We start from the raw sequence: 23,888 nt of genomic DNA on the forward strand, positions 1-23,888 counted from the left end.
GCGGGCCGTGACCGGCCGTGCGGGGGGAGAGGTGGATTGATGATCCGAACGCTGTTCGTGGACGCCGGCGGTGTGCTCTACAACAACATCAACGAGGAGACGGACTTCCTGGACCGGGTCGCCGATCGCTACGGCGTGGACCGCCGACGGCTCGCCCGGCGCGTCCAGGCGTCCGCGCCGCAGTACGAGAGCGGCGCGCACACCGTGTACGAGGTGATCGCCCGGCTCGTTGCGGAGGAGCGCAGACCGCCGGTCGGAACGCCCGCCGAGGCGCACTGGCTGGACCGCGCGTACCTCGACTCCGTCCGGGCGTACGGGAACAGCTTCCGGGCGCTGAGCGAGCTGCGGGCCACACGGCCGGAGCTGACCCTGGTCCTCACCAACAACGAGGCCGAGCACTGGGACCGGTTGAAGGACGAGGTGCACGGGCACTTCGCGCTTTTCGACGTCCTGTGTTCGTCCTGGCGCACGGGCTTGGTGAAACCCGCGCCGGCCTTCTTCGCCGAGGCGCTGCGCGGGTGCCGTGCGACGGCCGCCGAGACCCTGCTCGTCGACGACCGCGCCACGGTGCTGCGGGTGGGGGCCGGGCTGGGGATGCGCACCCTGCACGTCTCCGCACCGGAGGTCCTCGCCGACCGGCTCGGGGCCGCGGTGCGGGGCGGTGTGCAGCCGTCCGCCCGGTGAGACACCTCAGCCGCCGATCTCCCTGACGTTGTCCAGCACCTTGCGGAAGGCCCGGGATATGTCGTCGATGGCGTCCAGTGGCGCCAGGAGCACCTCGTGGCCGAAGCTCACCACACTGTTGTGGACGCGCGTCGCGACCGGGAGGTCGAAGCGGGCCGGGTCCACCCGCTCCAGGTAGCGCGCGTCGGTGGCGAAGCGGCGCCGGGTGGCCGGCCGGTTGAGCGGGTTGTCGTTCAGCGGCCGGTGGGTCTGCGTCACGGCGAAACCCAGTTCGGCGGTGAGCGCCCGGGCCAGCCGGTCGACCGGCGCCACGGCCAGCACCTCGTCGGGCACGCGGACCAGGAACCGGTAGTAGCTGCGGTCCGTGGTCCCCGGGGACGTCTCCTGGACCGCCAGGCCCAGCTCGCCCAGCCGGCCCGCGAGGTGTTCGGCCGCCCGGGTCCGGCGGGCGTTCTGCCCGTCGAGAAGCGCCAGCTGGTCGAGCAGCACCGCCGCGTGGAACTCCGACAGACAGGCGTTGCTGCCCATCAGGCGGCCGGTCTCCTCCAGTTCCATCTCACCCACGTCCACCGACCCGCGCCGCAGCACCCGCCCGTCGGCCCGCAGATGCTCGGCCCGGTTCGCCACATCCGCGTCGTCGGTCACCAGTGCGCCGCCCTCGCCGCAGGTCAGCAGCTTGCTGCCCTGCATGCTGAACACCCCCGCGGTGCCGAACGCCCCCACCGGCCAGTTGCCGTAACTCGCACCGTGGGCGTGGGCGCAGTCCTCGATCAGCGGCAGGCCGTGCCGCTGTGCGATGTCCAGCAGCGAATCCAGGTCTGCCACGGCCGAGTAGGCGTGCACCACGGTGATGGCACGGGTCCGTTCGGTGATCGCGGCCTCAACGGCCGCCGGGTCCAGGCAGTACGAGCGCGGATCGACGTCCACCAGCACCGGAACGGCGTTGATGCCCAGGACCGCCGATGCGGACGCCACCCACGTGAGCCCGGGCACGATCACCTCGTCGCCGGCGCCGACCCCGCACGCCTCCAGCGCGACGGCCAGCGAGGCGGTACCGGTGGCCATCGGGACGCAGAGCGCCGAACGGCAGTAGTCGGCGAATGCGGCCGCGAATTGCCGCTCGTAGGACTCGCGCCCCTGATAAGCACAGCTGATCGTCCAGCGCCCGCTCGTCAAAACGTCTTCGAGGCTTTTCAGCGCACGTTCGCCCGGCTGTGGCCATCGTGGCCACTCCCGGTTCGTGAGGCGCGGTCCACCGGCGATTGCCAGTGCATTTCCCATGATTGCCCTCGCTTTCGAGAATGCGACGGATGGGGTGAGGAATTTACGCACCCGAGCCAGCCGTACGCCACAGCGCCGACGATGTGCCCCAACGGCTGCGAACACCCGCGGCGTTCGAGTGAGGAACACACGCAGTCGAACGTATCGGTACGCTGCGGCGAACCGGCCCGCGCCGAATGAACGGTCACCCAGCGCGGCCGAAGGCGGGGAAAGCATCAGGCGAGGGAGTCAGAGATGTCCGGCAATCCCCACACACACCACGACACGGCCGGCAGCGCCCGCCGCAGTCACCACACCGACGGGCATCTCCCGTCTTCCGGCTCCCTTCCCCGGCACGCCGGGACCGTCATCGTCGGCGGCGGACTCGCGGGCACCGAACTCGCCAACGCGCTGGCCGGCCACGGCGTCGGCGACATCCTCCTGCTGGAGGCGGGCCCCGGCGAGGACCTGGCCCACATCCACCTGACGCACACCCGGGAAGCCGCCACTGAGCTGGTCTTCGCCCCGGAGCGCGACCCGCACTTCCACCGGCCGTGGCGATCCTCGGCGCCCCCGCACTACACCGGCATCTCCGGGCTCCGCCGCCGGCTGGGCGGCCGGTCGCTGTACTGGCACGGAGTGGTGCTGCCGCTGGAGGACTGGGCCCTGCGCGCACCGCAGTGGCCCGCCGACGTCACCGCCGCCCTGACCACCGGCACCGCCACCGCCCCCTCCTGGTACGACCAGGTCGGCGCGGACCTGACCGCCTGGAGCGGTGGCGTCCTGTGGGACCCCGCGCAACCGGCCCGGACCACGTTCGGCGGCGAGGAGTTCCGCCCCCTGCCCCGGGCCTGCCGCCGCAGGCCCGGAACCGGCCGCTGGGAGGCGTACACGGCGCTCGACGCCTGGCGCACGGTCGAAGGGCGCCCCGTCCCGCCGCCCGGGGTCACCGTCCGCTGCGGCACCGAGGTGCTCGCCGTGGACGTGCGCGCCGGGCGGGCACGCGGCGTCCTGCTGCGCACGGCCGACGGGGCCGTCACCACGGTCGGCGCCGACACCGTGGTGCTGTGCGCGGGAACCGTGGAGAGCACCCGGCTGGCCGCGCACGCACTGACCGTTGCCGGGGCCCTGCGCTTCCCTCGGCTCGGCGGGCTGGCCGACCACATCGTGCAGGGCTTCGTGGTCCGGCTCCCCGCCGACCGGCTGCCCGGTCCCGGCTCCTACCATCTGCCCACCGACCCGGTGCTCCGATCCTACCTGCGCATGGACGTCCATCCCGACGGGCCCGGCCGAGCTTTGCTGGACGTCCGCGTCACGGGGGAGCAGCTGCCCAATGACCACAGCGTCGTGGAGTGCCCGCCCCGTGACGAACCACCCTGGCGGGCGCGGGTGCGCACCGGTCTGCTGCCCGAGGACCACAAGATGATCGGCGCCCAGCGCGACCTGCTGGGCGACTTCTGGGCGAGGGCCGCCGCCGACGTGGGCGTGCCCGCCGTTCCACTGGAGTTCACCGGCTTCGGCGACGCCGACCGCGACAACACCCGGGTGCTGCCCGACCGTACCCGCGGTCAGTCGGCGGGCCTCCCGGAGACCTGGACGAGCCTGCTCGGCACCGAGGACCACGAGGGTGGCAGCCTGCCGCTCGGCCGGCTCCTGGACACCCGGCACGCCTTCAGGGCGCTGCCCGGTCTGTACGCCGCCGGACCGGCCGTCTTCCCGCGCCTCGGCGCGGCGAATCCGTCGCTGACCACCATCGCGCTCTCCCGCCGCCTCGCCGGATTCCTCGCCGGCGCCTGACATCCGGGCCCGCGACCCCCAGCGGACCCGTGCCACGGCCGTGCGCCGCGGCACCTCACCGAGACCACCGCGCGACCCCAGGAGGAACACCGTGCCGGGACCCGGATACCGATTCTTCGGCGACGAGGAGCGCGCCAATGTCATGGCCGTCCTCGACCGCTGGTACGCGAACCGTGAAGCGTTCGACGACCCCGGCGAGGGCGAGTGGGTGCGTCGCTTCGAACGGGCCGCGGCCGAACGCTTCGGAGCCGCTCACTGCCTCGGCGTCAACAGCGGGACCTCCGCCCTGGTCGCAGCCCTCGTCGGCCTCGGTATCGGCCCGGGTGACGAAGTCGTCGTGCCCGGCTACATGTTCGTCGCCTCGATCGCCGCCGTCCTGCACTGCGGGGCGGACGTGGTACTCGCCGAGGTCGACGAGTCCCTGACCCTGGACCCGGCCGACGTACGGGCCAGGATCACCCCCCGTACCCGGGCGATCATGGCGGTGCACATGCTGGGCGCACCCTCGGACATGGCCGCGCTGGGCGCGCTCGCGGACGAACACGGCCTGCACCTGTTGGAGGACTGTGCGCAGAGCGCTGGCGGCAGTTACCACGGCCGGCCGCTCGGCACCCTGGGCAGCGCCGGCACGTTCTCCCTCAACCACTACAAGGTGATCACCTCCCTCCAGGGCGGCTTCGTGCTCACCGACGACCCGCTGGTATTCCAGCGCGCGTACTCCTTCCACGACCAGGGCTGGTTCCCTTACCGCCGGGACCGGGGCGACGGCGACCCGCTGCTGGGCATGAACCTGGGCCTCGGCGAACTGCACGCCGCGGTGGCGCTCGCCCAGTTGGGCAAGCTCGACCGGATTCTCGGCCGGGTCCGGGACGTCAAGCACCGTCTGGTGGAGGCGATCGGGGACCTGCCCGGAGTGCGCCCGAGGACCGTGCACGACCCCGCGGGCGAGTGCGGTACGACCGCCGTGTACGTCTTCGACGACCCCGCACACGCCCGGGACGCCGCCCGCCGGCTCGGCTCCCGCACCCTGCTGGACTCGCCGACGCACTACTACGGCGGGCTGCCCGCGCTCACCGCGTTCAGCCGCGGCGACCATTCGGTCGTGCCGTCGCGTGCGCCGGGCGGCAGGCCGGCCGCGTACTCCTTCGCGCCCGGCGCGCTGCCCCGTACCGACGGCGTGCTGGCCCGGTCGGTGGCCCTTGCCGCAGGGGTCTCCGACAGCTACCTCGGGCCGGGGTTCGGGGTCCATCCCGGTTCCTCGCAGGCCGAGATCGAGCGCGCCGCCGACGCGTTCCGCCGGGCCGTAAAGGGCGAGAGCGCGGCCTGACCCGCCCCCGGCGACCGGGCCGCCCCCCTTCCCGGGCCCGGCGGCCGGGAGGCCGGGTCAGGCGGCCGCGTCGCGCACCAGCGCGGTCAGCGCACCGGCGATGCCGTCCGCCGCGTACACCAGCCAGCGCGCGTCCAGCCGGCTGCCGCCCCGCAGGTCGTCGACGTGACCACCGGCCTCCCGCACCAGCAGGGCGGCCGGCGCGCGGTCCCAGACATGACCGCCCTCGTCCACCACTCCATCGGCCCGGCCCTCCAGCAGATCCGCGACCAGGCACACCGAGGAGTCGATCCACCGCATCCGATCGCGGAGGGGCTCGACGGGGGAGCCCGGCATGAGGAACCCGCCCACCCGCGCCGCCGCGAGCGGCACGGCGACCGCCGGCACGCGCAGCGGACGCGACGCGGAGAGGGCCTCGCCACGAGTGCGGGCGTGAGCCCCCCGCCCCTTCACCGCCCACCACGTGGTGCCCTCGGTGGGTCGGCTGAGCACGGCCACCCGTAACTCCCCGTCGACCTCGAGGGCCACATGGGTGCCCCAGTCCCGCCGTCCGGCCAGGAAGGGGATCGTGCCGTCGATGGGGTCCAGGATCCAGCGGCGCCGCGCCCCCGCCCCCGTCGAGCCGCTCTCCTCGCTCAGCACCGCGTCCCCGGGCCGCTCCGCCACCAGCACCGCGAGCACCGCCCGCTCCACGGCGAGGTCGGCCTCGCTCACCGGGCTCCCGTCGTCCTTGCGCCGCGCGGCCGGGCGCCGTCCGAAGAATCCGAGGGCCAATTCGTCCGCCAGATCGGCGAGCCGGTGCGCCAGCAGCAGGTCGCTTTCCATCTCCATCAGCCCACCATAACCACCCCGTCGAATACCGCGCCCTGCCGCGCGAGACCGTTGACGGCAGCCTGGACGTGGACAGTTGAACGCCCGGCGGACAAAGGCGGATCGACGGTCCGCGGTGTTAGTTTGTGGCATGCTCTTGGAGAACACGCTCGTGGAACGCCGGAGCATCATCCGGCTTGTCGAGGACAACTTCCGAGAATACTTCCCCGGGAATCAGATATTGCCTGATCCGGAGTTCTTCCCGCTGGGCGAGGACAGTTGGTCGTACCGCTGCGGCCCCCTGTGGATCAGCGTCCGCCGGGATCTGGACGGTCATTTCCCGGGAGCGTACGAAATGTCACTCCTGCTGCGGGAGAGCGGCAAGGACTACGTTCTGGCCCCGCTGCCCGGACGGGACGGCCGGGTCGTCCACCGGATCGCGGACCTTCCCGTCGTGGTGTTCCCCTACCTGGAGCGTGCCACCGCCACCTCCCGGCTCCCCACCCCGGCGCAGCTCGACCTCCTGGTGCGCCGGCTGCGGGACGTGCACGCCTTCGACCCGCCCGCTTCCCGGGCGGTCGAGGTGCCCACCGAGGACTTCCGGTTCCCCTTCGAGAACGACCTGGACAAGGCGCTGCAGGCCGCCCGGAACGGTGGGGCCGCCGAGTACGGGCCCTACGGCGGCCGGCTGACCCGCCTGGTGGTCCGGCGCTGGGATCATGTCACCGCGCTGCGCGAGGAGGCCGCCTCCGTCGCCGAGCGGTGCACGTCCCGGTGGCGCGGCGAGCGCCCCGCGCTCACCCACGGCGACCCCAGCCTCGCCAATGTCCTGTTCGACGGGGACGGCGTGGACATCATCGACTGGGGCGGGGCGATGTGGGCGCCGCCGGAGCGCGACTGGGCTGCCCTGACCCGGGTGTTCGGTACCGCTCCCGAAGGTCGCGCCCTGTTCCTGCGGTTCTACGAACTGCGCTGGACGCTCGCCGAGATAGCCGAGTACGCGAGCCGCTTCACCGGACCGCACGCAGGGGACGCCGACGACGACGCCATGTGGGGCCGGCTGACCCGCTACCTTCCTCCGGCCTGACCGCGCGGCTATTCCCCCGGCCGCTGCCACCCGCCACCGTGACCCGCCTCGTACCGAAGGACCGCCGTGAGCCTGGTCAGTGTCCACAACGAATGGGACCCGCTGGAAGAGGTCGTCATCGGCACCGCCCTCGGCGCGCGCGTGCCGGTCGCCGACCGCAGCCTGCTCACCGTCGAGTACACCGCGCACACCGCGTCGCCCGGGCACGCGGGCGAACCGCGGTGCTCCGGGCGGCCGGGGCCCGCCGTCGCCCGCGGTCGGCCGGGCGTCCTCCCGGGGCCGTACCCGGACCGGGTGCTCAAGGAAACGGAGGCGGAACTCGAGGAACTGTGCGAGGAGTTGCGCGGCCTCGGCGTCACGGTCCGCCGCCCGCGGGCCCGGGACCGGGCGGCACCCGGGCGCACCTCCGACTGCGCAAGCGACGGCTACCACGATCTCTGCCCCCGGGACGGTCTGCTCACTGTCGGCGACACGGTCATCGAGACCCCGATGGCCCTGCGGGCCCGCTTCCTGGAACCGTTCGCGTACCGCGAGCTGCTGACGGAGTACCTCACCAGCGGCAGCAGGTGGATCTCCGCGCCCAAGCCCCGGCTGGCCGACGCGATGTACGATCCCGGCGCGCCCCCCGGCGAGCGGCTGCGCGAGCTGGAGCCGGTGTTCGACGCGGCCAACGTGCTGCGGCTGGGCACCGACCTGCTCTACCTGGTATCGGACAGCGGCAACGCACTGGGCGCCCGCTGGCTCCAGTCGGCCCTCGGCGGGGCGTACACCGTGCATCCGTGCCACGGCCTGTCCGCCTCGCCCCACCTCGACTCCACGCTGGTCCCGTTGCGGCCGGGCCTGGTCCTGGTGGACCCGTCCCGGGTCTCCGACGACACTCTGCCCGCCGTGCTGCGTTCCTGGGAGCGGATCGAGTGCCCCGAGCCGGTGGGACTCGGCCACCCCGGGGAGGCGCTCCACAGCTCGCCCTGGACCGGGATGAGCCTGCTGGTGGTCCGGCCGGGGCTGGTCGTCGCGGACGGCCGGCAGCGGGAGCTGATGCGGGTGCTGGAGCGGCACGGGGTGGACGTGCTGCCGCTGCGGCTGACCCATGCCCGCATGCTGGGCGGCGGCTTCCACGGTGTCACCCTCGACGTCCGCAGGACCGGCGTCCTGGAGACGTACCGCTTCTGACACGGCGGCCGCGACATCCGTCGGCCCCTCGACCCCCATCGAACCGCAAGGAGGCGCGGATGCGTCCGCTCCGTGTGCAAGGCGCCTGGCTGTCGGAGACCCGTGCGTTCACCGACGACCGGGGCGAGTTCCACGAGCTCTACAGCGGCCCCGGGCTGAGCGGCGCGCTCGGCTATGAACCGGGAGTCGCACAGGTCAACCGCTCGGTGTCCCGGCGAGGCGTGCTGCGCGGAGTGCACTTCGCGCAGATGCCACCGAGCCAGGCGAAGTACGTCACCTGCCTCAGTGGCGCCGTGCTGGACGTCGTGGTGGACGTCCGCGTCGGCTCGCCCACCTACCGCGCGTGGGAGGCCGTCCGGCTCGACGACCCGCACCACAGCCTGTACATCGAGGCCGGGCTCGGCCACGCCTTCATGGCCCTGACGGACGACGCCGTCGTGGTCTACCTGACCTCACGGGCGTACACCCCGGGGCGGGAGCACGGGGTCCACCCGCTCGACCCGGGCCTCGGCATCGTGTGGCCGGACGACGTCCGGCCGGTGCTCTCGGAGAAGGACCGCACGGCTCCGACGCTCGCGGAGGCGGAACGGCGCGGGCTGCTGCCGGTGTACGACGACTGTGTCGCCTTCCACCGCACCCTGCGCGGGCAGACCGCGGCCTGAACCGGGCCGGCGGCGGCCGAAGACCCACCGGTGCGCCCGCACCGGTGGGCCACGGTGCGTGGCCGCGCAGCGGCACGGGGGCGTCTCAGTGCCGGGGCAGGGCCGAGCGGCCCACCGCCCCGCACAGCGCGGGGAACGCCTCCGCCAGTGCGAGGCGCCAGTCCCGCAGCGGCTCCATCCCCGCCTCCCGCCAGCGGGAGTGGTCCAGGACGCTGTACCCCGGGCGGGTGGCCGGGCGGGCCAGCATCCGTGTGCTGGTGGGCCGTACCCGGCCAGGGTCGGCGCCCAGCAGCCGGAACGTCTCCCGAGCCAGGGCGTACCAGGTGGTGCCGCCCGCGTTGGTCGCGTGGTAGACGCCGGCCGGTGCCGAACCCGCCAGTGCAGCCGACCCCAGCGCCGCCAGCCGGCTCGCGACGTCCACGGTCCACGTCGGCTGGCCGTGCTGGTCGTCCACCACCGCCACGGTGTCCTGCTCGGCCTCCAGCCGCATCATGGTGGCCACGAAGTTGGGGCCGCCCGCCCCGTAGAGCCACGCCGTGCGGACCACGTAACCGGCTTCCGGGAGGGCTTCCAGCACCGCGCGCTCCCCGGCCCGCTTGGTGGCGCCGTACACCGTGGTGGGACCGGTGGGGTCGTCCTCCCGGTACGGCCGCTCGGCCGTACCGGCGAACACGTAATCGGTGGACAGCTGGAGCAGCACGGCGCCCAGGGCGCCGCAGGCCCGTGCCAGGTGGCGCGGGCCGTCGCCGTTCACCGCCATCGCCCGCGACGGCTCGGCCTCCGCGGCGTCCACCGCGGTCCAGGCCGCGCAGTTGACCACCACCGCGGGACGGTGCCGGGCCAGCACGGACCGCACGGCCCGCTCGTCGGTGATGTCCAGGGCACCGCGGCCGAGCGCGGTCACCGCGGCACCCCGGCGGACCAGCAGCGCGGTGAGGTCGCGCCCCAGCATGCCGGACGCACCGGTGACGAGCCACCGCGGGCGGGGGTACGGGGACATGGTGTCGGTCTCCGGGGATGCGTGCCGGGCGCCGGGGCGAGGCGGGCGGGCCGGCTAGGCGGGCAGCGAACCGGCCGGGAGCAGTGGCTCCCACCAGGAGCGGTGCGTCCGGTACCAGGCGACCGTGGCGGCCAGTCCGCCGAGCAGGTCGGTGGTCGGACGGAAGTCCAACTCCTGCCGCACCCGGGTCGAGTCGACGGAGTAGCGCCGGTCGTGGCCCTTGCGGTCCTCGACGTGCTCCACCCTGCTCCAGTCGGCCCCGCACGCCTCCAGCAGCAGCCCCACCAGCTCCCGGTTGCTCAGCGTGGTGCCCCCGCCGATGTTGTAGACCCGGCCTGCCCGGCCGCGGGTACGCACCGCCTCGATGCCCCGTACGTGGTCGTCCACGTGCAGCCACTCCCTCACGTGCAGTCCGTCCCCGTACAGCGGCACCCGGTGGCCGTCCATGAGCAGGGTGATGAACCGGGGGACGAGCTTCTCGGGGAACTGGTGGGGACCGTAGTTGTTGGAGCAGCGGGTCACCCGCACGTCCAGGCCGTGGCTGACGTGGTGGGCCAGGGCCAGCAGGTCGGCCGACGCCTTGGAGGCGGAGTAGGGGCTGTTGGGGCGCAGGGGCTCGTCCTCCGTCCACGAGCCGTGCTCGATGGAGCCGTAGACCTCGTCCGTGGACACCTGGACGAAGGGCGCCACCCCGTGCCGTCGCGCCGCGTCGAGCAGCGTCTGGGTGCCGTGAACATTGGTCCGTACGAATGCGGAGGCGTCCAGCAGTGAGCGGTCGACGTGCGACTCGGCGGCGAAGTGCACGACCTGGTCCTGGCCCGCCATCACCCGGTCGACCAGGGGCGCGTCGCAGATGTCGCCGCGCACGAACCGGAAGCGGGGATGCCCGCGTACGGCGGTCAGGTTGGCCGGGTTGCCGGCGTAGGTCAGCACGTCCAGGACGGTGACCACCATGTCGGGCGGTCCGTCGGGACCGAGCAGGGTGCGGACGTAGTGGGAGCCGATGAAGCCGGCTCCTCCGGTGACGAGCAGGTGTGTGGTCATCGCAAGGGCTCCGGTTTCCGGTCGGAACGGTCACGCATCGGGTGAGGGGCTCACGAGGAGATCTGTGCCCTGCTGTGGTCGCCCAGGACGAGCCGGTGGGCGTGCGGCACCGGCGGCGCTGACGTCACCCGGACGTGCCGGCCGATGAGTGACGCCTCGATGCGCCGCACCCCGGAGATCGAGGCCCCGCGCAGCACGATGGAGAACTCCACCTCGCTGTCCTCGACCAGGCAGTCCTCGGCGATGGAGGTGAACGGGCCCACGTACGATCCGGAGACGACCGCTCCCGCACCGATCACCGCGGGGCCGACCACACGGGAGTTGCGCACTTCGGCGCCCCCCTCGACCCGGACGCGGCCGATGAGGTCGCTGTGCTCGTCCACCAGCCCGTCGCGGCGGGACTCGGTCTCCTCCAGGACCAGCCGGTTCACCTCCAGCATGTCTGCCACGTTTCCGGTGTCCTTCCAGTAGCCGGTGATCTGCGTGGAACGCACGTCCCGGCCGGCGTCGATCAGCCACTGCACCGCGTCGGTGATCTCGAGCTCCCCGCGCCAGGACGGCTTGACCGCCCGGACGGCCTCGTGAATGGCGGAGGAGAAGAGGTACACCCCGACGAGCGCGAGGTCGCTCCGGGGCTGCGCGGGCTTCTCCTCCAGCCCTCGCACCCGTCCCGAGGCGTCCAGCTCGGCGACCCCGAACGACCTCGGGTCGGAGACGTGGGTGAGCAGGAGGTGGGCGTCCGGGCGGACGGCCCGGAAGTCCCGGATCGGGCCGTCTATCCCGCCCACCACGAAGTTGTCCCCGAGGTACATGACGAAGTCGTCGTCGCCGAGGTAATCGCGGGCGACCAGCACGGCGTGTGCGAGTCCCAGAGGTTTGGGCTGTGGAATATAACTCACTTCGAGGCCGAATTTCGAACCGTCCCCCACTGCATCACTGATTTCGCCGAACGTGTCACCGACGACAATACCGACTTCGGTGATGCCGGCTGCGGCGATCGCCTCGAGCCCGTAGAAGAGGACCGGTTTGTTGGCGACCGGTACCAATTGTTTGGCGGAGGTGTGAGTGATGGGCCTGAGGCGAGTGCCCGATCCGCCGGCCAGTACGAGCGCTTTCATGTCGTTCTCCCTGCGAGGTCGTGGGAACACGGCTGCGGGCCGCCGGTGGAGGGCGCACGCCGCCGAACGGCGGCGGAAATCATTCGGGTGGTCTGGCGCATTTTCGCCGCGTGGTCATCCTTCGGCGTGAAGACTGCGTTGACCTGTACGGACGTTGGATCGTCGGGGGTGGCCGAAAAGGAGGGCGGGGGGCGTACGCCGTCGCCTTCGTTGCCCGGCCGGCTCGCGTTCGTCGGCTCTGCCCACCCCACGATGACGGGGCGCGGGCCCTTCGTGAACTGCCCGCGCGGGGGGCGGATCTCGGCCGCTTTGCCTAACTTTACTCAAACGTTCATCGATGCTAAGCATATGCCGCGTGAAAGATCGAAGGCGCTGCTCCGTGCTGCCGCGAATGACTGGCGACCGAAGGATAGGTAATGGAGCCTAATTTAGGTAACAACCCTGTTCAAGCCCGTGACCAGCCGATGGGGGGCACGGGAGTATCGGACGACTACAACCCGCAATTGTCCGACGTGGTGATGGTGCCGATCGATTCCCTCCAGGACTCCGACTCTCCCCGGAGTGCCGGCGAGGATGCCGAACACATTCGTACTCTCGCGGAATCCGGAGCGGTGCTGCCGCCCATCGTCGTGATGTCCTCCACGATGAAGGTCATCGACGGTATGCACCGCCTGCGGGCCACCGAACTGCGGGGCGCCACCGAGATCGCCGTCCGGTACTTCCAGGGCGAGGAGGAGGAGGCATTCGTCCTCGCGGTGAAATGCAATATCGCCCATGGCCTGCCGCTGTCGCTCGACGACCGCAAGGCGGCGGCTGTCCGCATCCTGCACACCCATCCGCTCTGGTCCGACCGGGCCATAGGGCGCGCGACGGGCCTTTCCGCGAAAACCGTGGGAACCCTGCGGTCCTGTTCGACTGAGGGCCTTCCACAGTCGAACGTGCGGATCGGCAGGGACGGCCGCTCCCGGCCGCTGGACCCCACCGAGGGACGGAGGCTGGCCGGCCGGCTGATCCAGGAGAACCCCACGGCGCCCCTGCGGCAGATCGCGGCCCAGGCCGGGGTGTCGCTGGGCACTGCCTCCGACGTGCGCAGGCGGCTGCGACGCGGCGAAAGCCCGCTCCCCGGCCGCGACCGTGAGCGGGGCGGGCCGGCGGGCGGCGAACAGCCGCCGGCGCGGGCCGACCGGGCCGAGGAGAGCCGGCCGTCGCGGGCACTGCTGCTGCGCCACCTCAGCCGTGACCCGTCCATACGGCTCACCGAGGACGGCCGGGTGCTGCTGCGCTGGCTCAACGTGGTGGCCGTCCGCAGCCAGGACTGGGCCCGGCTGCTCGGCAACGTGCCGCCGCACCGGATCGAAGTCATCGCCGAACTCGCCCGCGGCTGCGCCGAGATCTGGCAACAGGTGGCCGAGCAACTGGAGCGCGCCGAAGCCGACGCCGCGAACGGCCCTGCACCGCACGCCACCGAAGCCGGCCCCCGCGGACACCTGCGGGCCGGTCTGCGGTCGGGTGCCTGAGCCGTTTCGTCTCCCGACCCCCGTGCGCGGTGGCCGTCCGGCCCGCCGCGCGGCCGCGCGACCTCGCGCGGCCAAGGCAAGACCGCCCCGGCATCGCCGGCGGGCCCGCACGGGTCCGGCGGCCGGTCACCGGCGGTACACCCACTCCCCGAAGGACAACCCCCCATGAGTTCGCCGCAAGCAATCGACCTCCCCGACGCGCTGGTCGCGTCGTACACGAGGAGCGGTGGTGAAGAGGAACGGACCTGGATCACCCGTCTGCCAGTGCTGGTCGCGGAGCTGCTCGACCGGTGGGAACTGGAGCGTGACGGCGCCCTCGGGTCCGGTGAGGCATCCCTGGTGGTGCCGGTGCGTCGCGCGGACGGCACCCGTGCCGCGCTCAAACTCCAGATGCCCCGCGAGGAGACGACCGCCGCCCTGATCGGGCTGCGGGCATGGAACGGCAACGGCATCGTGCGACTGCTCGACCACGACCCCGAAAGCAGCGCCATGCTGCTGGAATGCCTGGACGGCTCGCGCACCCTCGCGTCCGTCCCGGACGACGACGAGGCGACGCGCACCCTGGCGGGCCTGATGGCCCGGCTCCACTCCGTTCCGGCGCCCGAGGGCCTGCGGGGCCTCGGCGACGTGGCGCGCGACATGCTGGCGTCCGTGCCGGAGGCCGCCGCCGCCCTGCGGGACCCCGCGGACCGAAGGCGGCTGAAGGGCTGGGCATCGGTCGTCACCGAACTGGCCGGCGACCCCGGTGACCGGATGCTGCACTGGGACCTCCACTACGACAACGTGCTCGCCGCCGAACGCGAGCCTTGGCTCGCCATCGACCCCGAACCCCTCATCGGGGACCCGGGATTCGACCTGTGGCCGGCGCTGGACACAGGCTGGGAGAAGCTGCAGGCCACCGAGGATGCCCCCCGGGTGGTGCGGCGCCGCTTCGACCTGCTGACCGAGGCCCTCGGGCTGGACCGCGAGCGCGCGGCCGGCTGGACGCTCGCCCGGCTGCTGCAGAACACCCTGTGGGACATCGAGGACGGGCGGACCGCCATCGACCCCTCCCAGACGACCGTGGCCGAGGCACTGCCCCGTCACTGAGCGCGCCACCACCGGGCGCGGCACACACCCCACCCGGGCCGTGTGCCGCGCCCGCGTCGTGTACCGCGCCGCCCCGCCCCGTACCGGCCCGCCGCACCTCCCCGCCCACCGCGCTCCCGGGCGGCGTCCGAGGGGCCTGCGCCCCGCCATGGACGCATTCGCCGATCGGGGCCGCGGTGTTAGCCTTCAGTCGTCCGGAACCCCGGGACCCGCCCGGGTCCGGAGCACCGGCTTCGGGGCAGGGCAGCGCCACCCGCGGACCCGTCCGCCCCCCTTCTCCCTCCCCGCCTCCCGTGCCGGCCGGGTGCCAGACGGCCGCCGGGTTCCCGTACCGCCACCGCCGTGCCCGCCGAGCCGCGGGACGCGCCCCCCCAGGGCCCATCGCATCCACCGCGTGCCCCGAGCGGGCGCCCGCGGCGGGTCACGGCCCGCGCCGCCGGTCGCCGACGTCACGTCCCACCCACCTGAGGAGTGCTATGAGCCTTGTCGACGTGCACAACGAATGGGACCCGCTGGAGGAGATCATCGTCGGCACGGCGGTGGGCGCCCGGGTCCCCCGCGCCGACCGGAGCGTCTTCGCCGTGGAGTACGCGGGGGATTACGACAGCCAGGACAGCATCCCCTCCGGCGCCTACCCCGACCGGGTGCTGAAGGAGACCGAGGAGGAACTCCAGATCCTGGCGGAGGAGTTGGCCAAACTGGGCGTCACGGTCCGCCGGCCGCAGGCTCGTGACAACGCGGCCCTGATCAGGACCCCCGACTGGGAGACCGACGGCTTCCACGACTACTGCCCGCGCGACGGCCTGCTGACCATCGGTGACACCGTCATCGAGACGCCGATGGCGCTGCGCGCCCGCTTCCTGGAGTCACTGGCCTACAAGGACATCCTGCTCGAGTACTTCGCCAGCGGCGCCCGGTGGCTGTCGGCGCCGAAGCCCCGGCTGACCGACGCGTCCTACGACCCGCAGGCGCCGGCCGGTGAGCGGCTGACCGACGTGGAGCCGGTGTTCGACGCCGCGAACGTGCTGCGCTTCGGCACCGACCTGCTGTACCTGGTCTCCGACAGCGGCAACGAACTGGGCGCCAAGTGGCTGCAGTCGGCGGTCGGCGACACCTACACGGTGCACCCCTGCCGCAAGCTCTACGCGTCCACCCACGTGGACTCCACCATAGTCCCGCTGCGACCCGGACTCGTACTGATCAACCCCGCTCGCGTCAACGACGACAACATGCCGGACTTCCTGCGCTCGTGGGAGACCATCACCTGCCCGGAGCTGGTGGACATCGGCTTCACCGGGGACAAGCCGCACTGCTCGGTGTGGATCGGCATGAACCTGCTGGTCGTACGGCCCGACCTCGCCGTGGTGGACCGCAGGCAGACCGGGCTGATCAAGCTGCTGGAGAAGCACGGTACGGACGTGCTCCCGCTCCAGCTCACCCACTCACGCACCCTGGGCGGCGGCTTCCACTGCGCCACGCTCGACGTCCGGCGCACCGGATCGCTGGAGACCTACCAGTTCTGACGGGCGCCACTCGCGCGCGGGAACGGTCACCCGTCCGCGCGCCCCGTCCCACTCCACGACCGCTACGGGAGGTACCAACGTGATCGGCTACGGCGTCTGCGTCGGCCCGGGCAACCTGTTCCAGCGCATCTGCCTGCCGGGCATCGAGCGTGTCCGCGCACCGGGCAGCCCGGTGTTCACGATGCGCGGCCAGCGTTCGCTCTTCGCCGCCTACAACGCCATGTTCGACCAGGCGGCGGCGAACTCGGACATCGACGGACTGGTGATGCTCCACGACGACGTCGAGCTGCGGAAGGACCCGGCCGAGGTCGCACAGTCGGTGTTCGAGGACGACTCCGTGGGCATGCTCGGCTCGGTCGGCGGGTCGGACACCGTGTCATTGGCGTGGTGGAACGAGAGGAGCACCCGGCGCGGCCGGGTCACCGACTACGACAAGGTCCACGACTACGGCTCCGACCGCTACGAGGTGCACGCCGTCGACGACGTCATCCTGTGCGTGAACCGCTGGACCATCGAGAACATCCGCTTCCCCGAGGGGCACTACCGCGGCTTCGAAGGGCTGGGCGTCATCCTCGCCACGCTGGTGCGCGCCGCCGGCAAGCGGGTCATGGTGCAGGATCTGCAGGACGTCATGCACCACAACGACGGGCGCGGATTCAACGGCCTGAAGGACTGGCGCCACAACGAACTGCGTTGGCAGCGCGAGTTCTTCGACCTGAGCCCGCTGGAGCGACTGGGCAACCACCTGGAAGGCCTCACCGTACCCACCATCCCCCTGCAGCTTGCCGCCCGGCGGCTGGTGATGCGCGCGACCGGTGACATCCACCGGGTCAGCGACGGGGAGACGGGCGACCCGGTGATCGACGAGCTGGTCGGCGGCTGGTACCGACGGTGCAAGCGCCTGCGCGGCCGCATGCTGGTGTGAGGAGAGCAGATGGCGAAGTACACACGGCTGCGCTACGACGTGGCCACGGTCCCCCTCGCCGACCTCGTGCGCGAGGTGCTGGACGTGGACGATCTCGAGGGCCTGGCGGCCAGCGAGTGGCTCGCGACCAGGGAGACCGACCAGAGCACGCCGTACCACAAGCAGTTCTACGACAGCTTCGACGCCGTCTCGCCCGTATACCGCACCCTGGCGCGGCACCTGCTCGGCGACGTCGTCGACCACGTCTACCTCCAGCGGGTACCCACCTTCCGGGTGCACCTGCGCAACTCCGTCGCCGTGGGTTCCTGGCACCGTGACCGCGACTTCGGACACGACCCCGCCGAGGTCAACTACTGGGTGCCGCTCACGCGGGCGTTCGGCAACAACACGCTGTGGATCGACAACGAGCCGGTGCACGCCGAGTACGGCGAGGTCATCGTGTTCGACGGCGCCAACTCCTGGCACGGGAACGTCGTCAACGACACCGACATCAGCCGGGTGAGCATCGACTTCCGCACCATTCCGAGGGCCGCCTACCGGCCCAACAGCAGGAAGTCGGTCTCTTTCGGGCTGCCCTTCCTGCTCGGGGAGTACTGGGACGTCGTCTGAACCCGGCGGTCACCCCCGCACGGTGACGGGCGGCCCGGTGGGACCCCGCCGCGCCGCCCCGCCCGCACCCAGAACACCCCATCTCCCGGCACACGGCGGCACGCACGGAAACGGCCTCGATCATGGTGATGACCCCCGAACCGACGACGAATCACTCGACGGACCCCTCAGATCCGCGAACGACGGGAGCCGCGCGCGACGCACGACCCGACGAAGCCCTGCTCCACCTGGACGCGGACTTCCGAAGGTTCCTCGCCGGCCTCCCCACCGACCGCCCCACGTGGTTCTGCTTCTTCTCCACCGGACTGCTCCACGTCGTCCACCACTTCCTGCGCTTCGTTCCCCCGGAGCTCAACTGCGTCTTCATCTCCTCCGCGCTCGACGTGGAGGAGGCGGCGCTGCGGGACCGCATGAGCGGCGGCATCCCCGCCTATGACCTGGCCGAACGGGTCGGCAGCCACGAGATCTTCGAGTTCCTGCTCCGCAACACCGACCGGCCGTTCGGCATCGTCGACGTCGACTGCTTCGTCACCGACACCGACTGGTTCGACCGGTGCATCGAGGGCCTGGAACCCGGCGTGGCCGTCAGCGGCCCGCTCAGCTACGGTCCCATACCGCTCGCCGCACCACCGTTCCTCGCCCTCGACCCGCGGGTGCGTCCCGAGATCGAACGCGCCATCGGCGGCCCCGTCACCCCCGCCGCGTACGCCTACGTGCCGCCCGGGCCGGAGAAGGAGATCGACGGGGCCACGGTGCGGCTCATCGAACCGCACCACGAGCGGGCACTGACCAGGGTCCTGACACTGGAGGCCCCCCGCCTGCCCTTCCCCCAGGGTGGTGTGGTGGACGTCCTCGACGACGGGCGCGAGGTCCGCAGTCATGAGCGGTACCACCACCTGCACAACGGCAACGAGGTCATCCGCGTCGTCTTCGACGGCCTGATGCTCTACCAGCTGATGGCGCTCGCGGCGGGGCTGCGCATCGCCCACTTCCACACGTTCCCCGGCACCAAGGTCTTCGCCCCGCAGCTCGTCCACGCCGGCGGCATCTCCTACTGGCACCGGCTGCGGCCCAGCGAGATCGCCGCGGGCATCCACGAACTGCCCTGGTCGGCCCACATCGACGCGCTGCTGCTGGAGGACTTCAACCAGCGGCCGGACGCCCCCGCCGGCTACCGCGTGCGCAGCACCCGGCTCGCCGCCGCCCTGCGCCAGTCCCGGACCGATGTGGACCGCCTGCGCGTCGAGCTGCGCACCAAACTCGCCACCTCGGGTGCGGACGTGACCGACCCGCGGTGGGCCGCCGTCCTGGACTGACGGCACGACGCACCGAGCACCGACCGCCGAGCGCCACAGGACAACGGAGACACACGATGAGAGTGGGAATCGTCGGCGCCGGCCGCATGGGCCGGCTCCACGCGCGCACACTGCTGCAGCTGCCCGATCCGCCGGCCCTGGTGGTGCACGACGTCGACACCGATGGTGCCCGGCGCCTGGCCGTCGCCCTCGCGGAGGAGACCGGTGCCGAGGTGGCCGTACGCTCGACGCTCGCCGAGGTCGTCGCCGAGGCGGACGCGCTCGTGGTCACCACACCGGCGACCGCACGGCGCGCCCCGCTGCTGGCCGCCGCCCGGGTGGGACTCCCGGTGTTCTGCGAGAAGCCACTGACCGCCGACCCCGCGGAGGCGCGCGAACTGGCCGAAGGACTCGGCCGCACCCCCGCGCACATCGGCTTCCAGCGGCGCTGCGACCCCGACTACCGGGCGCTGCGCGAACGGATCGCCTCCGGGGCGCTGGGCCGAATCCTGCTGGTGCGGTGCACCGCCTTCGACCACGAACCACCGACCGGGGTGTACGCGCGCACGGCGGGCGACATCTTCACCGACTGCCTCATCCACGACATCGACGCCGTGCACTGGCTCACCGGGCAGCGCACGGTCGCGGTGCAGGCCGAGGGGGCACGACTGCTCGGCGGCCCGGGCTTCGATGTGGCCACCGCCGTCCTGACCCTCGCCGATGGCGCCCGAGCCGTGCTCTCCGCCTCCCGGCTCGACCCGCACGGGTACGACCACCGAGTGGAGGTCCTCGGCACCAGGGGTGCGGTGTCGGTGGGCCTGGACGCGCGGACCCCGCTGCGGATGCACGGTCGGGACCGCACGGGCTGTCCGCCCGGCCCCTCCGGCCTCACACCGTACCGGGACTTCACCGACCGCTTCGCCGCCGCCTACCGGGAGGAGATCCACGACTTCGTCCGCATGGTGGCGCACGGCGCCTCCAGCCCCTGCACCGCCGAGGAAGCGCTGCGCGCCCAGGAGGTGGCCGCCGCCGCGGGCCGTGCCGCCGCCACCGGCACCCGCGTCGTTCTCGACCCCGCCCCTCCCGGGGCCGTCCGGGAGCCGGCCCGGGCACCGGCGCCCGGCCCGGCTGCCGATGCCGTCGCCTCCGCGGCGGGCGGGTCACGATGAGGCGCGGCGCCCTCCTCATGGTCACCCTGCTGGCGCTGCTCACCGCACCGGCCGCACCCTCCGCCGCCACCGGGCAGGACGAGGCGGACGTGGCGGGCGCGTCAGGCGGGACGGACGGGACCGGGCGGGGCAGGCCACCGGCCGACAACGTCATCCTCCTGATCGGCGACGGGATGGGCGACGCGGAGATCACCGCGGCGCGCAACCACTCCGTCGGCGCCGGCGGTCGGCTCGCCATGGACGGCCTGGACACGAGCGGGCGGCGCACCACCTTCTCGGTGGACGAACGGGGCCGCCCGGTCTACGTCACCGACTCAGCGGCCGGCGCCACCGCCTGGGCCACCGGCCGCCGCACGGTCAATGGACGGGTGTCCAAGACGCCCGGCACCGACCGGCCGCTGCCCACCCTCCTGGAGAAAGCCCGCCGGCAGGGCCTCACCACCGGCAGCGTCACCACCGCCTCGGTCGCCGACGCGACCCCTGCGGCACTGACGGCGCACGTCACGGACCGCTCCTGCAAGGGGCCCGCTGACATGGCCGCCTGCCCGGCCGACACCCGAGCAGCGGGAGGCCCCGGCTCCGTGGTGGAACAGACGGTCGCCACCCGGCCCGACGTGCTCCTCGGCGGGGGACACGACCACTTCGCACAGACCGTCACGGACGGCCCGCACCGCGGCCGTACCGTGCTGCAACAGGCCCGAGCGGCCGGTTACCAGGTGGTCCGCGACCGGGCGGAACTGGCCGCGGCCCGACCGGGCCGACCCGTGCTCGGGCTGTTCGCCCCCGACCGGCTGCCGGTTGAGTGGACCGGCGCGCCGGCCGCGCCCGGCGGCACCCCACCGCAGCGCTGTAAGCCCGAAAACCCCGCCCGGCCCCCCGGCACACCCACCCTCGCCGAGTCGACCCGGGCGGCACTCCACCTGCTGACGGCCCGTGGCGATCGGACCGGGAAGACCACCGGCAAAGGATTCTTCCTGCAGATCGAGGGCGCTTCCATCGACGACCGGGCCCACGACGCCGACCCCTGCGGCCAGATCGGCGAGACCCTGGCCTTCGACCGGGCCGTGGCCGTGGCCCTCGCCCATGCCGAACGGCACCCCCGCACATTGGTGATCGTCACCGCCGACCACGGGCACGCCACCCAGATACTGCCCGACGACGCCCGCCCGGCCGGGCTGTCCACGACGCTGCTCACCGAGGAGGGCGGCCGGATGCAGCTCGGGTACGCCACCGCGGGTCCCGGCGAGATGCAGGAGCACACCGGCGGGCCCGTACCGGTCGCCGCCCGGGGGCCGCTCGCCCACCGCGTGCTGGGCCTGCGGGAGAACACCGAGCTGTTCGGCACGATCGTCGCGGCCCTCGGCCTGCGGTGAACGGCCGCCCCGCACGGCGCCTTGCCGTGCGCGGGCCCGGACCCGCCGAGTGCCGGTCCATCGTTCCCCGTACCCCGCTCCGGGCCGGGTGACGGCGACCGGCGATCAGTCCCATCAACCAGCAACGACCCAATCGAAAGGTGTCAGACGTTGAGCTCCTTCCAGGATCTGCCGCGGTGGCCCCAGCTGACGGACGACGACATCGAAGCGGCGGTGGCGGCCCTGCGCTCCAACCGCCTGGTGGGGCTGGGCAACCGCACCGTCGAAGAGTTCGAGGCGGCTCTCGCCGCCGGTCAGGGCGTGGAGCACGCAGTCGCGGTGTCCACCGGCACTGCCGCGGTGCACCTGGCGCTGCACGCCCTCGACGTCGGCCCCGGCGACGAGGTCATCGTGCCCGCCCACACGTTCATCGGTTCGGCGAGCCCCGTCGTGTACCTGGGTGCGCGCCCGGTGTTCGCCGATGTCACCCCGGACACCCACTGCCTGGACCCCGTCTCGGTGAAGTCGTTGATCACCGACCGGACCAAGGCCATCGTGGTGGTCCACATCAACGGCATCGCCGCCGACATGGCAGCGCTGACCGCGGTCGCCGCCGAGGCCTGCGTACCCGTCGTCGAGGACGCGGCCCAGGCGCTGGGCACCGAGATCGGCGGCCGTCCCATAGGCGGCTTCGGAGACCTGGCCTGCGTCAGCCTCTTCGAGCAGAAGGTCATCACATCGGCGGGCGAGGGCGGCGCCGTCCTCACCGACAACCCGGTGTACGCGGAGCGGGTGCGCCGCGCCCGCAGCCATGGTGAGGGCCCCGTCGAAGGTCGCCCCGGGATGATCTGGGCCCACGAGGTCGGCTACAACTACCGCCTCACGTCCGTCCAGGCGGCCGTGGGGCTGGCCCAGCACAAGCGCCTCGGGGACATGGTGCGGGCGCGCCGGCGCAACGCCGCGTACCTGTCGGAGCGGCTGGCCGGCGTCGAAGGGCTGGAACTGCCGGTGGAGCCGGAGGGCACCACCCACGCGTTCTGGAAGTACGTTGTGCGCGTGGCGCCCGGCGACGGCCGCCGGTCTGCCGGGGACATCGCTGCCGACCTGCGCTCGCGCGGGGTCCCGGTGCTGCTGCGGTACCCGTTCCCCCTGCACAAGCAACCCGCGTTCGCCGAGCACCAAGGGGTGTCCCTGCCGGTCGCCGAGCGGCTGTCGCAGGAGCTGCTGGCGCTGCCGTCGCACCCGGCGCTCACCGAGGGCCACCTGGACCACATCGCCGACGAGGTGCGCAAGGCCGTCGCCGTCACCGCGTGACGCCGGCCCTTCGTGCCTCGCACGGGTCATGGGCCACGGGCCCGCCCAAATCCACGGGCGCCGCGCGCCGGCCGGACACCGCCGGAGCGCGGCGCCCGCACCTCCCGACCACCGCGACAACACCAGGAGACGCCATGCCCCCCGTTCCGCAGCCCGCGTCAGCGGCCCCGCCCGGCCCCGACGGTCCGCCGCTGCTCCTCGGTACTTCCGCCTTCGGCCAGGACGAGCGCGGCTTCCCCGTGTACGACGCCTACTGGGAAGGCGGCGGTCGCGCCTTCGACACCGCCTGGCTCTACGGTCACGCCTACGGGCCCGGCTGCTGCGAACGCACCTTCGGCTCCTGGGCCCGCTCACGCGGTGTCGAGAAGGACGTCTGGGTCCTGGCGAAGGGCGCGCACACCCCCGAGTGCCTGCCCGACCGAGTCGAGAGCCAGCTCACCGAGAGCTTCGAGCGCATGGGCCGCGACGACGCCGCGCTGTACATGCTGCACCGCGACAACCCGGACGTCCCGGTCGGGGAGTTCGTCACGGTCCTCGCCGACCTCGTGGACCGCGGTCTCGTCGGCGCGTACGGCATGTCCAACTGGACGCTGCCCCGGGTCGCCGAGGCCGTCGACTACGCCCGCGCCCACGGGCTGCCGGTGCCCGCAGGGATCAGCAACCAGTACAGCCTGATCAACATGGTGCACCCCATCTACCCGGGCACCGAGACCTCCAACGACCCCGCGTGGCGCGACTGGCTCGGAAAGAACGGCGTCCGGCTCTACCCGTGGGCGAGCCAGGGCCGCGGCGCACACGCCCTGGCCGACCCCGACGAACTGCGCACCGGTCCGCTCGCGGAGAGCTGGTACAGCGAGAACAACGCCGCTCGCGTCCGTCGTGCGCGTCTGCTGGCGGAGCGCACCGGGATGTCCGCCACGGGCGTTGCCCTGGCCTGGACCCTCTCGCAGCCCTTCCCCGTCGTCGCACTCATCGGACCCCGCGTGCCCGAGGAGGTCCGCGACTCCCTGGCCGCCGCGGCGCACCGGCTCACCGACGCCGAACGCGACTGGCTGGAGAACGGGGAGGGGGAGCCGCCGGCCCGGTAGGCCGACGGGTGGACCCGCCGGACCGGAGGTGAGCCGGTACGGCCC

Annotated in this window: 21 protein-coding genes; 16 read left to right on the forward strand and 5 right to left on the reverse strand. The window is 72.6% G+C overall.

Annotated elements, in window-relative coordinates:
- Window positions 1-39: 39 nt before the first annotated feature.
- Complete coding sequence (locus A4V12_RS22380) at window positions 40-684, forward strand: HAD family hydrolase (RefSeq protein WP_064071204.1); 645 nt, start codon at window positions 40-42, stop codon at window positions 682-684.
- 6 nt (window positions 685-690) lie between these two features.
- On the opposite strand, the gene A4V12_RS22385 is transcribed toward A4V12_RS22380, so the two are convergent.
- Complete coding sequence (locus A4V12_RS22385) at window positions 691-1,965, reverse strand: DegT/DnrJ/EryC1/StrS family aminotransferase (protein WP_064071205.1); 1,275 nt, start codon at window positions 1,963-1,965, stop codon at window positions 691-693.
- Between the two features lie 234 nt (window positions 1,966-2,199).
- Here A4V12_RS22385 and A4V12_RS22390 point away from each other — a divergent pair, with 234 nt between their 5' ends.
- Window positions 2,200-3,741, forward strand: coding sequence for a GMC family oxidoreductase (locus A4V12_RS22390; RefSeq protein WP_079137256.1), 1,542 nt, complete (start codon window positions 2,200-2,202; stop codon window positions 3,739-3,741).
- A 91-nt stretch (window positions 3,742-3,832) separates the two neighbouring features.
- Window positions 3,833-5,068: a DegT/DnrJ/EryC1/StrS family aminotransferase gene (locus A4V12_RS22395; RefSeq protein WP_064071206.1), complete on the forward strand. Its 1,236-nt coding sequence runs from the start codon at window positions 3,833-3,835 to the stop codon at window positions 5,066-5,068.
- A 57-nt stretch (window positions 5,069-5,125) separates the two neighbouring features.
- Here A4V12_RS22395 and A4V12_RS22400 read toward each other — a convergent pair whose 3' ends face one another.
- Window positions 5,126-5,899 carry an inositol monophosphatase family protein gene (locus A4V12_RS22400; RefSeq protein ID WP_234372289.1) on the reverse strand — a complete coding sequence of 258 codons (774 nt, stop codon included), beginning with the start codon at window positions 5,897-5,899 and terminating at the stop codon, window positions 5,126-5,128.
- Between the two features lie 130 nt (window positions 5,900-6,029).
- On the opposite strand from A4V12_RS22400, the gene A4V12_RS22405 reads away from it, so the two are divergent.
- The 3 genes from A4V12_RS22405 to A4V12_RS22415 all read left to right on the forward strand — a co-directional run bounded on the left by A4V12_RS22405 (window position 6,030) and on the right by A4V12_RS22415 (window position 8,800).
- On the forward strand, window positions 6,030-6,965 hold the full coding sequence (locus A4V12_RS22405; RefSeq protein ID WP_064071207.1) for a phosphotransferase: 936 nt from the start codon (window positions 6,030-6,032) through the stop codon (window positions 6,963-6,965).
- Between the two features lie 66 nt (window positions 6,966-7,031).
- The gene (locus A4V12_RS22410; protein ID WP_064071208.1) at window positions 7,032-8,138 is read left to right on the forward strand and encodes a hypothetical protein; all 1,107 of its coding nucleotides are present in this window, start codon (window positions 7,032-7,034) and stop codon (window positions 8,136-8,138) included.
- Window positions 8,139-8,197: 59 nt separating this feature from the next.
- The gene (locus tag A4V12_RS22415; RefSeq protein ID WP_064071209.1) at window positions 8,198-8,800 is read left to right on the forward strand and encodes a dTDP-4-dehydrorhamnose 3,5-epimerase family protein; all 603 of its coding nucleotides are present in this window, start codon (window positions 8,198-8,200) and stop codon (window positions 8,798-8,800) included.
- A gap of 85 nt (window positions 8,801-8,885) precedes the next feature.
- Here the strand turns inward: A4V12_RS22415 and rfbD are convergent, their stop codons facing one another.
- From rfbD to A4V12_RS22430, 3 genes are read right to left on the reverse strand one after another with little or no spacing between them, the layout of a single operon-like run.
- Window positions 8,886-9,800, reverse strand: a complete 915-nt coding sequence (gene rfbD, locus A4V12_RS22420) for a dTDP-4-dehydrorhamnose reductase (RefSeq protein WP_064071210.1) — start codon at window positions 9,798-9,800, stop codon at window positions 8,886-8,888.
- Window positions 9,801-9,854: 54 nt separating this feature from the next.
- Entirely contained in the window at window positions 9,855-10,844 is a 990-nt protein-coding gene (rfbB, locus tag A4V12_RS22425; protein ID WP_064071211.1) for a dTDP-glucose 4,6-dehydratase, read from the reverse strand.
- A 50-nt stretch (window positions 10,845-10,894) separates the two neighbouring features.
- Window positions 10,895-11,962 (reverse strand): glucose-1-phosphate thymidylyltransferase, encoded by a 1,068-nt coding sequence (locus A4V12_RS22430; protein ID WP_064071212.1) that lies wholly within the window; start codon window positions 11,960-11,962, stop codon window positions 10,895-10,897.
- A 512-nt stretch (window positions 11,963-12,474) separates the two neighbouring features.
- On the opposite strand from A4V12_RS22430, the gene A4V12_RS22435 reads away from it, so the two are divergent.
- The 10 genes from A4V12_RS22435 to A4V12_RS22480 all read left to right on the forward strand — a co-directional run bounded on the left by A4V12_RS22435 (window position 12,475) and on the right by A4V12_RS22480 (window position 23,843).
- Window positions 12,475-13,479, forward strand: coding sequence for a ParB N-terminal domain-containing protein (locus tag A4V12_RS22435; protein ID WP_234372297.1), 1,005 nt, complete (start codon window positions 12,475-12,477; stop codon window positions 13,477-13,479).
- Between the two features lie 165 nt (window positions 13,480-13,644).
- The gene (locus tag A4V12_RS22440; RefSeq protein ID WP_064071214.1) at window positions 13,645-14,568 is read left to right on the forward strand and encodes an aminoglycoside phosphotransferase family protein; all 924 of its coding nucleotides are present in this window, start codon (window positions 13,645-13,647) and stop codon (window positions 14,566-14,568) included.
- Window positions 14,569-15,044: 476 nt separating this feature from the next.
- A complete protein-coding gene (locus A4V12_RS22445) occupies window positions 15,045-16,091 on the forward strand; it encodes a hypothetical protein (RefSeq protein WP_064071215.1) in 1,047 nt (348 codons plus the stop codon).
- A gap of 79 nt (window positions 16,092-16,170) precedes the next feature.
- Window positions 16,171-17,016 carry a glycosyltransferase gene (locus tag A4V12_RS22450; RefSeq protein ID WP_064071216.1) on the forward strand — a complete coding sequence of 282 codons (846 nt, stop codon included), beginning with the start codon at window positions 16,171-16,173 and terminating at the stop codon, window positions 17,014-17,016.
- A gap of 9 nt (window positions 17,017-17,025) precedes the next feature.
- A complete protein-coding gene (locus A4V12_RS22455) occupies window positions 17,026-17,625 on the forward strand; it encodes a hypothetical protein (protein ID WP_064071217.1) in 600 nt (199 codons plus the stop codon).
- A gap of 128 nt (window positions 17,626-17,753) precedes the next feature.
- Entirely contained in the window at window positions 17,754-18,941 is a 1,188-nt protein-coding gene (locus A4V12_RS22460; RefSeq protein ID WP_234372290.1) for a dTDP-dihydrostreptose--streptidine-6-phosphate dihydrostreptosyltransferase, read from the forward strand.
- A 56-nt stretch (window positions 18,942-18,997) separates the two neighbouring features.
- Window positions 18,998-20,089, forward strand: a complete 1,092-nt coding sequence (locus A4V12_RS22465; RefSeq protein ID WP_064071218.1) for a Gfo/Idh/MocA family protein — start codon at window positions 18,998-19,000, stop codon at window positions 20,087-20,089.
- The gene (locus A4V12_RS22470) at window positions 20,086-21,462 is read left to right on the forward strand and encodes an alkaline phosphatase (RefSeq protein WP_064071219.1); all 1,377 of its coding nucleotides are present in this window, start codon (window positions 20,086-20,088) and stop codon (window positions 21,460-21,462) included. The genes A4V12_RS22465 and A4V12_RS22470 overlap by 4 nt, the downstream gene beginning before the upstream one ends.
- 150 nt (window positions 21,463-21,612) lie before the next feature.
- Window positions 21,613-22,755 (forward strand): DegT/DnrJ/EryC1/StrS family aminotransferase, encoded by a 1,143-nt coding sequence (locus tag A4V12_RS22475; RefSeq protein ID WP_064071220.1) that lies wholly within the window; start codon window positions 21,613-21,615, stop codon window positions 22,753-22,755.
- A gap of 134 nt (window positions 22,756-22,889) precedes the next feature.
- Window positions 22,890-23,843: an aldo/keto reductase gene (locus A4V12_RS22480; RefSeq protein ID WP_064071221.1), complete on the forward strand. Its 954-nt coding sequence runs from the start codon at window positions 22,890-22,892 to the stop codon at window positions 23,841-23,843.
- Window positions 23,844-23,888 lie beyond the last annotated feature (45 nt).

It is taken from the genome of Streptomyces noursei (assembly GCF_001646665.1).
In the GTDB taxonomy this organism is placed as follows: Bacteria; Actinomycetota; Actinomycetes; order Streptomycetales; family Streptomycetaceae; genus Streptomyces; species Streptomyces lavendulocolor.

Bases quoted from the DNA above. Each gene is read 5' to 3' on its own strand.
- A4V12_RS22380 (WP_064071204.1), top strand. From the start codon at position 40: ATGATCCGAACGCTGTTCGTGGACGCCGGCGGTGTGCTCTACAACAAC.
- A4V12_RS22385 (WP_064071205.1), bottom strand. From the start codon at position 1,965: ATGGGAAATGCACTGGCAATCGCCGGTGGACCGCGCCTCACGAACCGG.
- A4V12_RS22390 (WP_079137256.1), top strand. From the start codon at position 2,200: ATGTCCGGCAATCCCCACACACACCACGACACGGCCGGCAGCGCCCGC.
- A4V12_RS22400 (WP_234372289.1), bottom strand. From the start codon at position 5,899: ATGGAGATGGAAAGCGACCTGCTGCTGGCGCACCGGCTCGCCGATCTG.
- A4V12_RS22405 (WP_064071207.1), top strand. From the start codon at position 6,030: ATGCTCTTGGAGAACACGCTCGTGGAACGCCGGAGCATCATCCGGCTT.
- A4V12_RS22415 (WP_064071209.1), top strand. From the start codon at position 8,198: ATGCGTCCGCTCCGTGTGCAAGGCGCCTGGCTGTCGGAGACCCGTGCG.
- rfbD (WP_064071210.1), bottom strand. From the start codon at position 9,800: ATGTCCCCGTACCCCCGCCCGCGGTGGCTCGTCACCGGTGCGTCCGGC.
- rfbB (WP_064071211.1), bottom strand. From the start codon at position 10,844: ATGACCACACACCTGCTCGTCACCGGAGGAGCCGGCTTCATCGGCTCC.
- A4V12_RS22430 (WP_064071212.1), bottom strand. From the start codon at position 11,962: ATGAAAGCGCTCGTACTGGCCGGCGGATCGGGCACTCGCCTCAGGCCC.
- A4V12_RS22440 (WP_064071214.1), top strand. From the start codon at position 13,645: ATGAGTTCGCCGCAAGCAATCGACCTCCCCGACGCGCTGGTCGCGTCG.
- A4V12_RS22445 (WP_064071215.1), top strand. From the start codon at position 15,045: ATGAGCCTTGTCGACGTGCACAACGAATGGGACCCGCTGGAGGAGATC.
- A4V12_RS22455 (WP_064071217.1), top strand. From the start codon at position 17,026: ATGGCGAAGTACACACGGCTGCGCTACGACGTGGCCACGGTCCCCCTC.
- A4V12_RS22460 (WP_234372290.1), top strand. From the start codon at position 17,754: ATGACCCCCGAACCGACGACGAATCACTCGACGGACCCCTCAGATCCG.
- A4V12_RS22465 (WP_064071218.1), top strand. From the start codon at position 18,998: ATGAGAGTGGGAATCGTCGGCGCCGGCCGCATGGGCCGGCTCCACGCG.
- A4V12_RS22470 (WP_064071219.1), top strand. From the start codon at position 20,086: ATGAGGCGCGGCGCCCTCCTCATGGTCACCCTGCTGGCGCTGCTCACC.
- A4V12_RS22480 (WP_064071221.1), top strand. From the start codon at position 22,890: ATGCCCCCCGTTCCGCAGCCCGCGTCAGCGGCCCCGCCCGGCCCCGAC.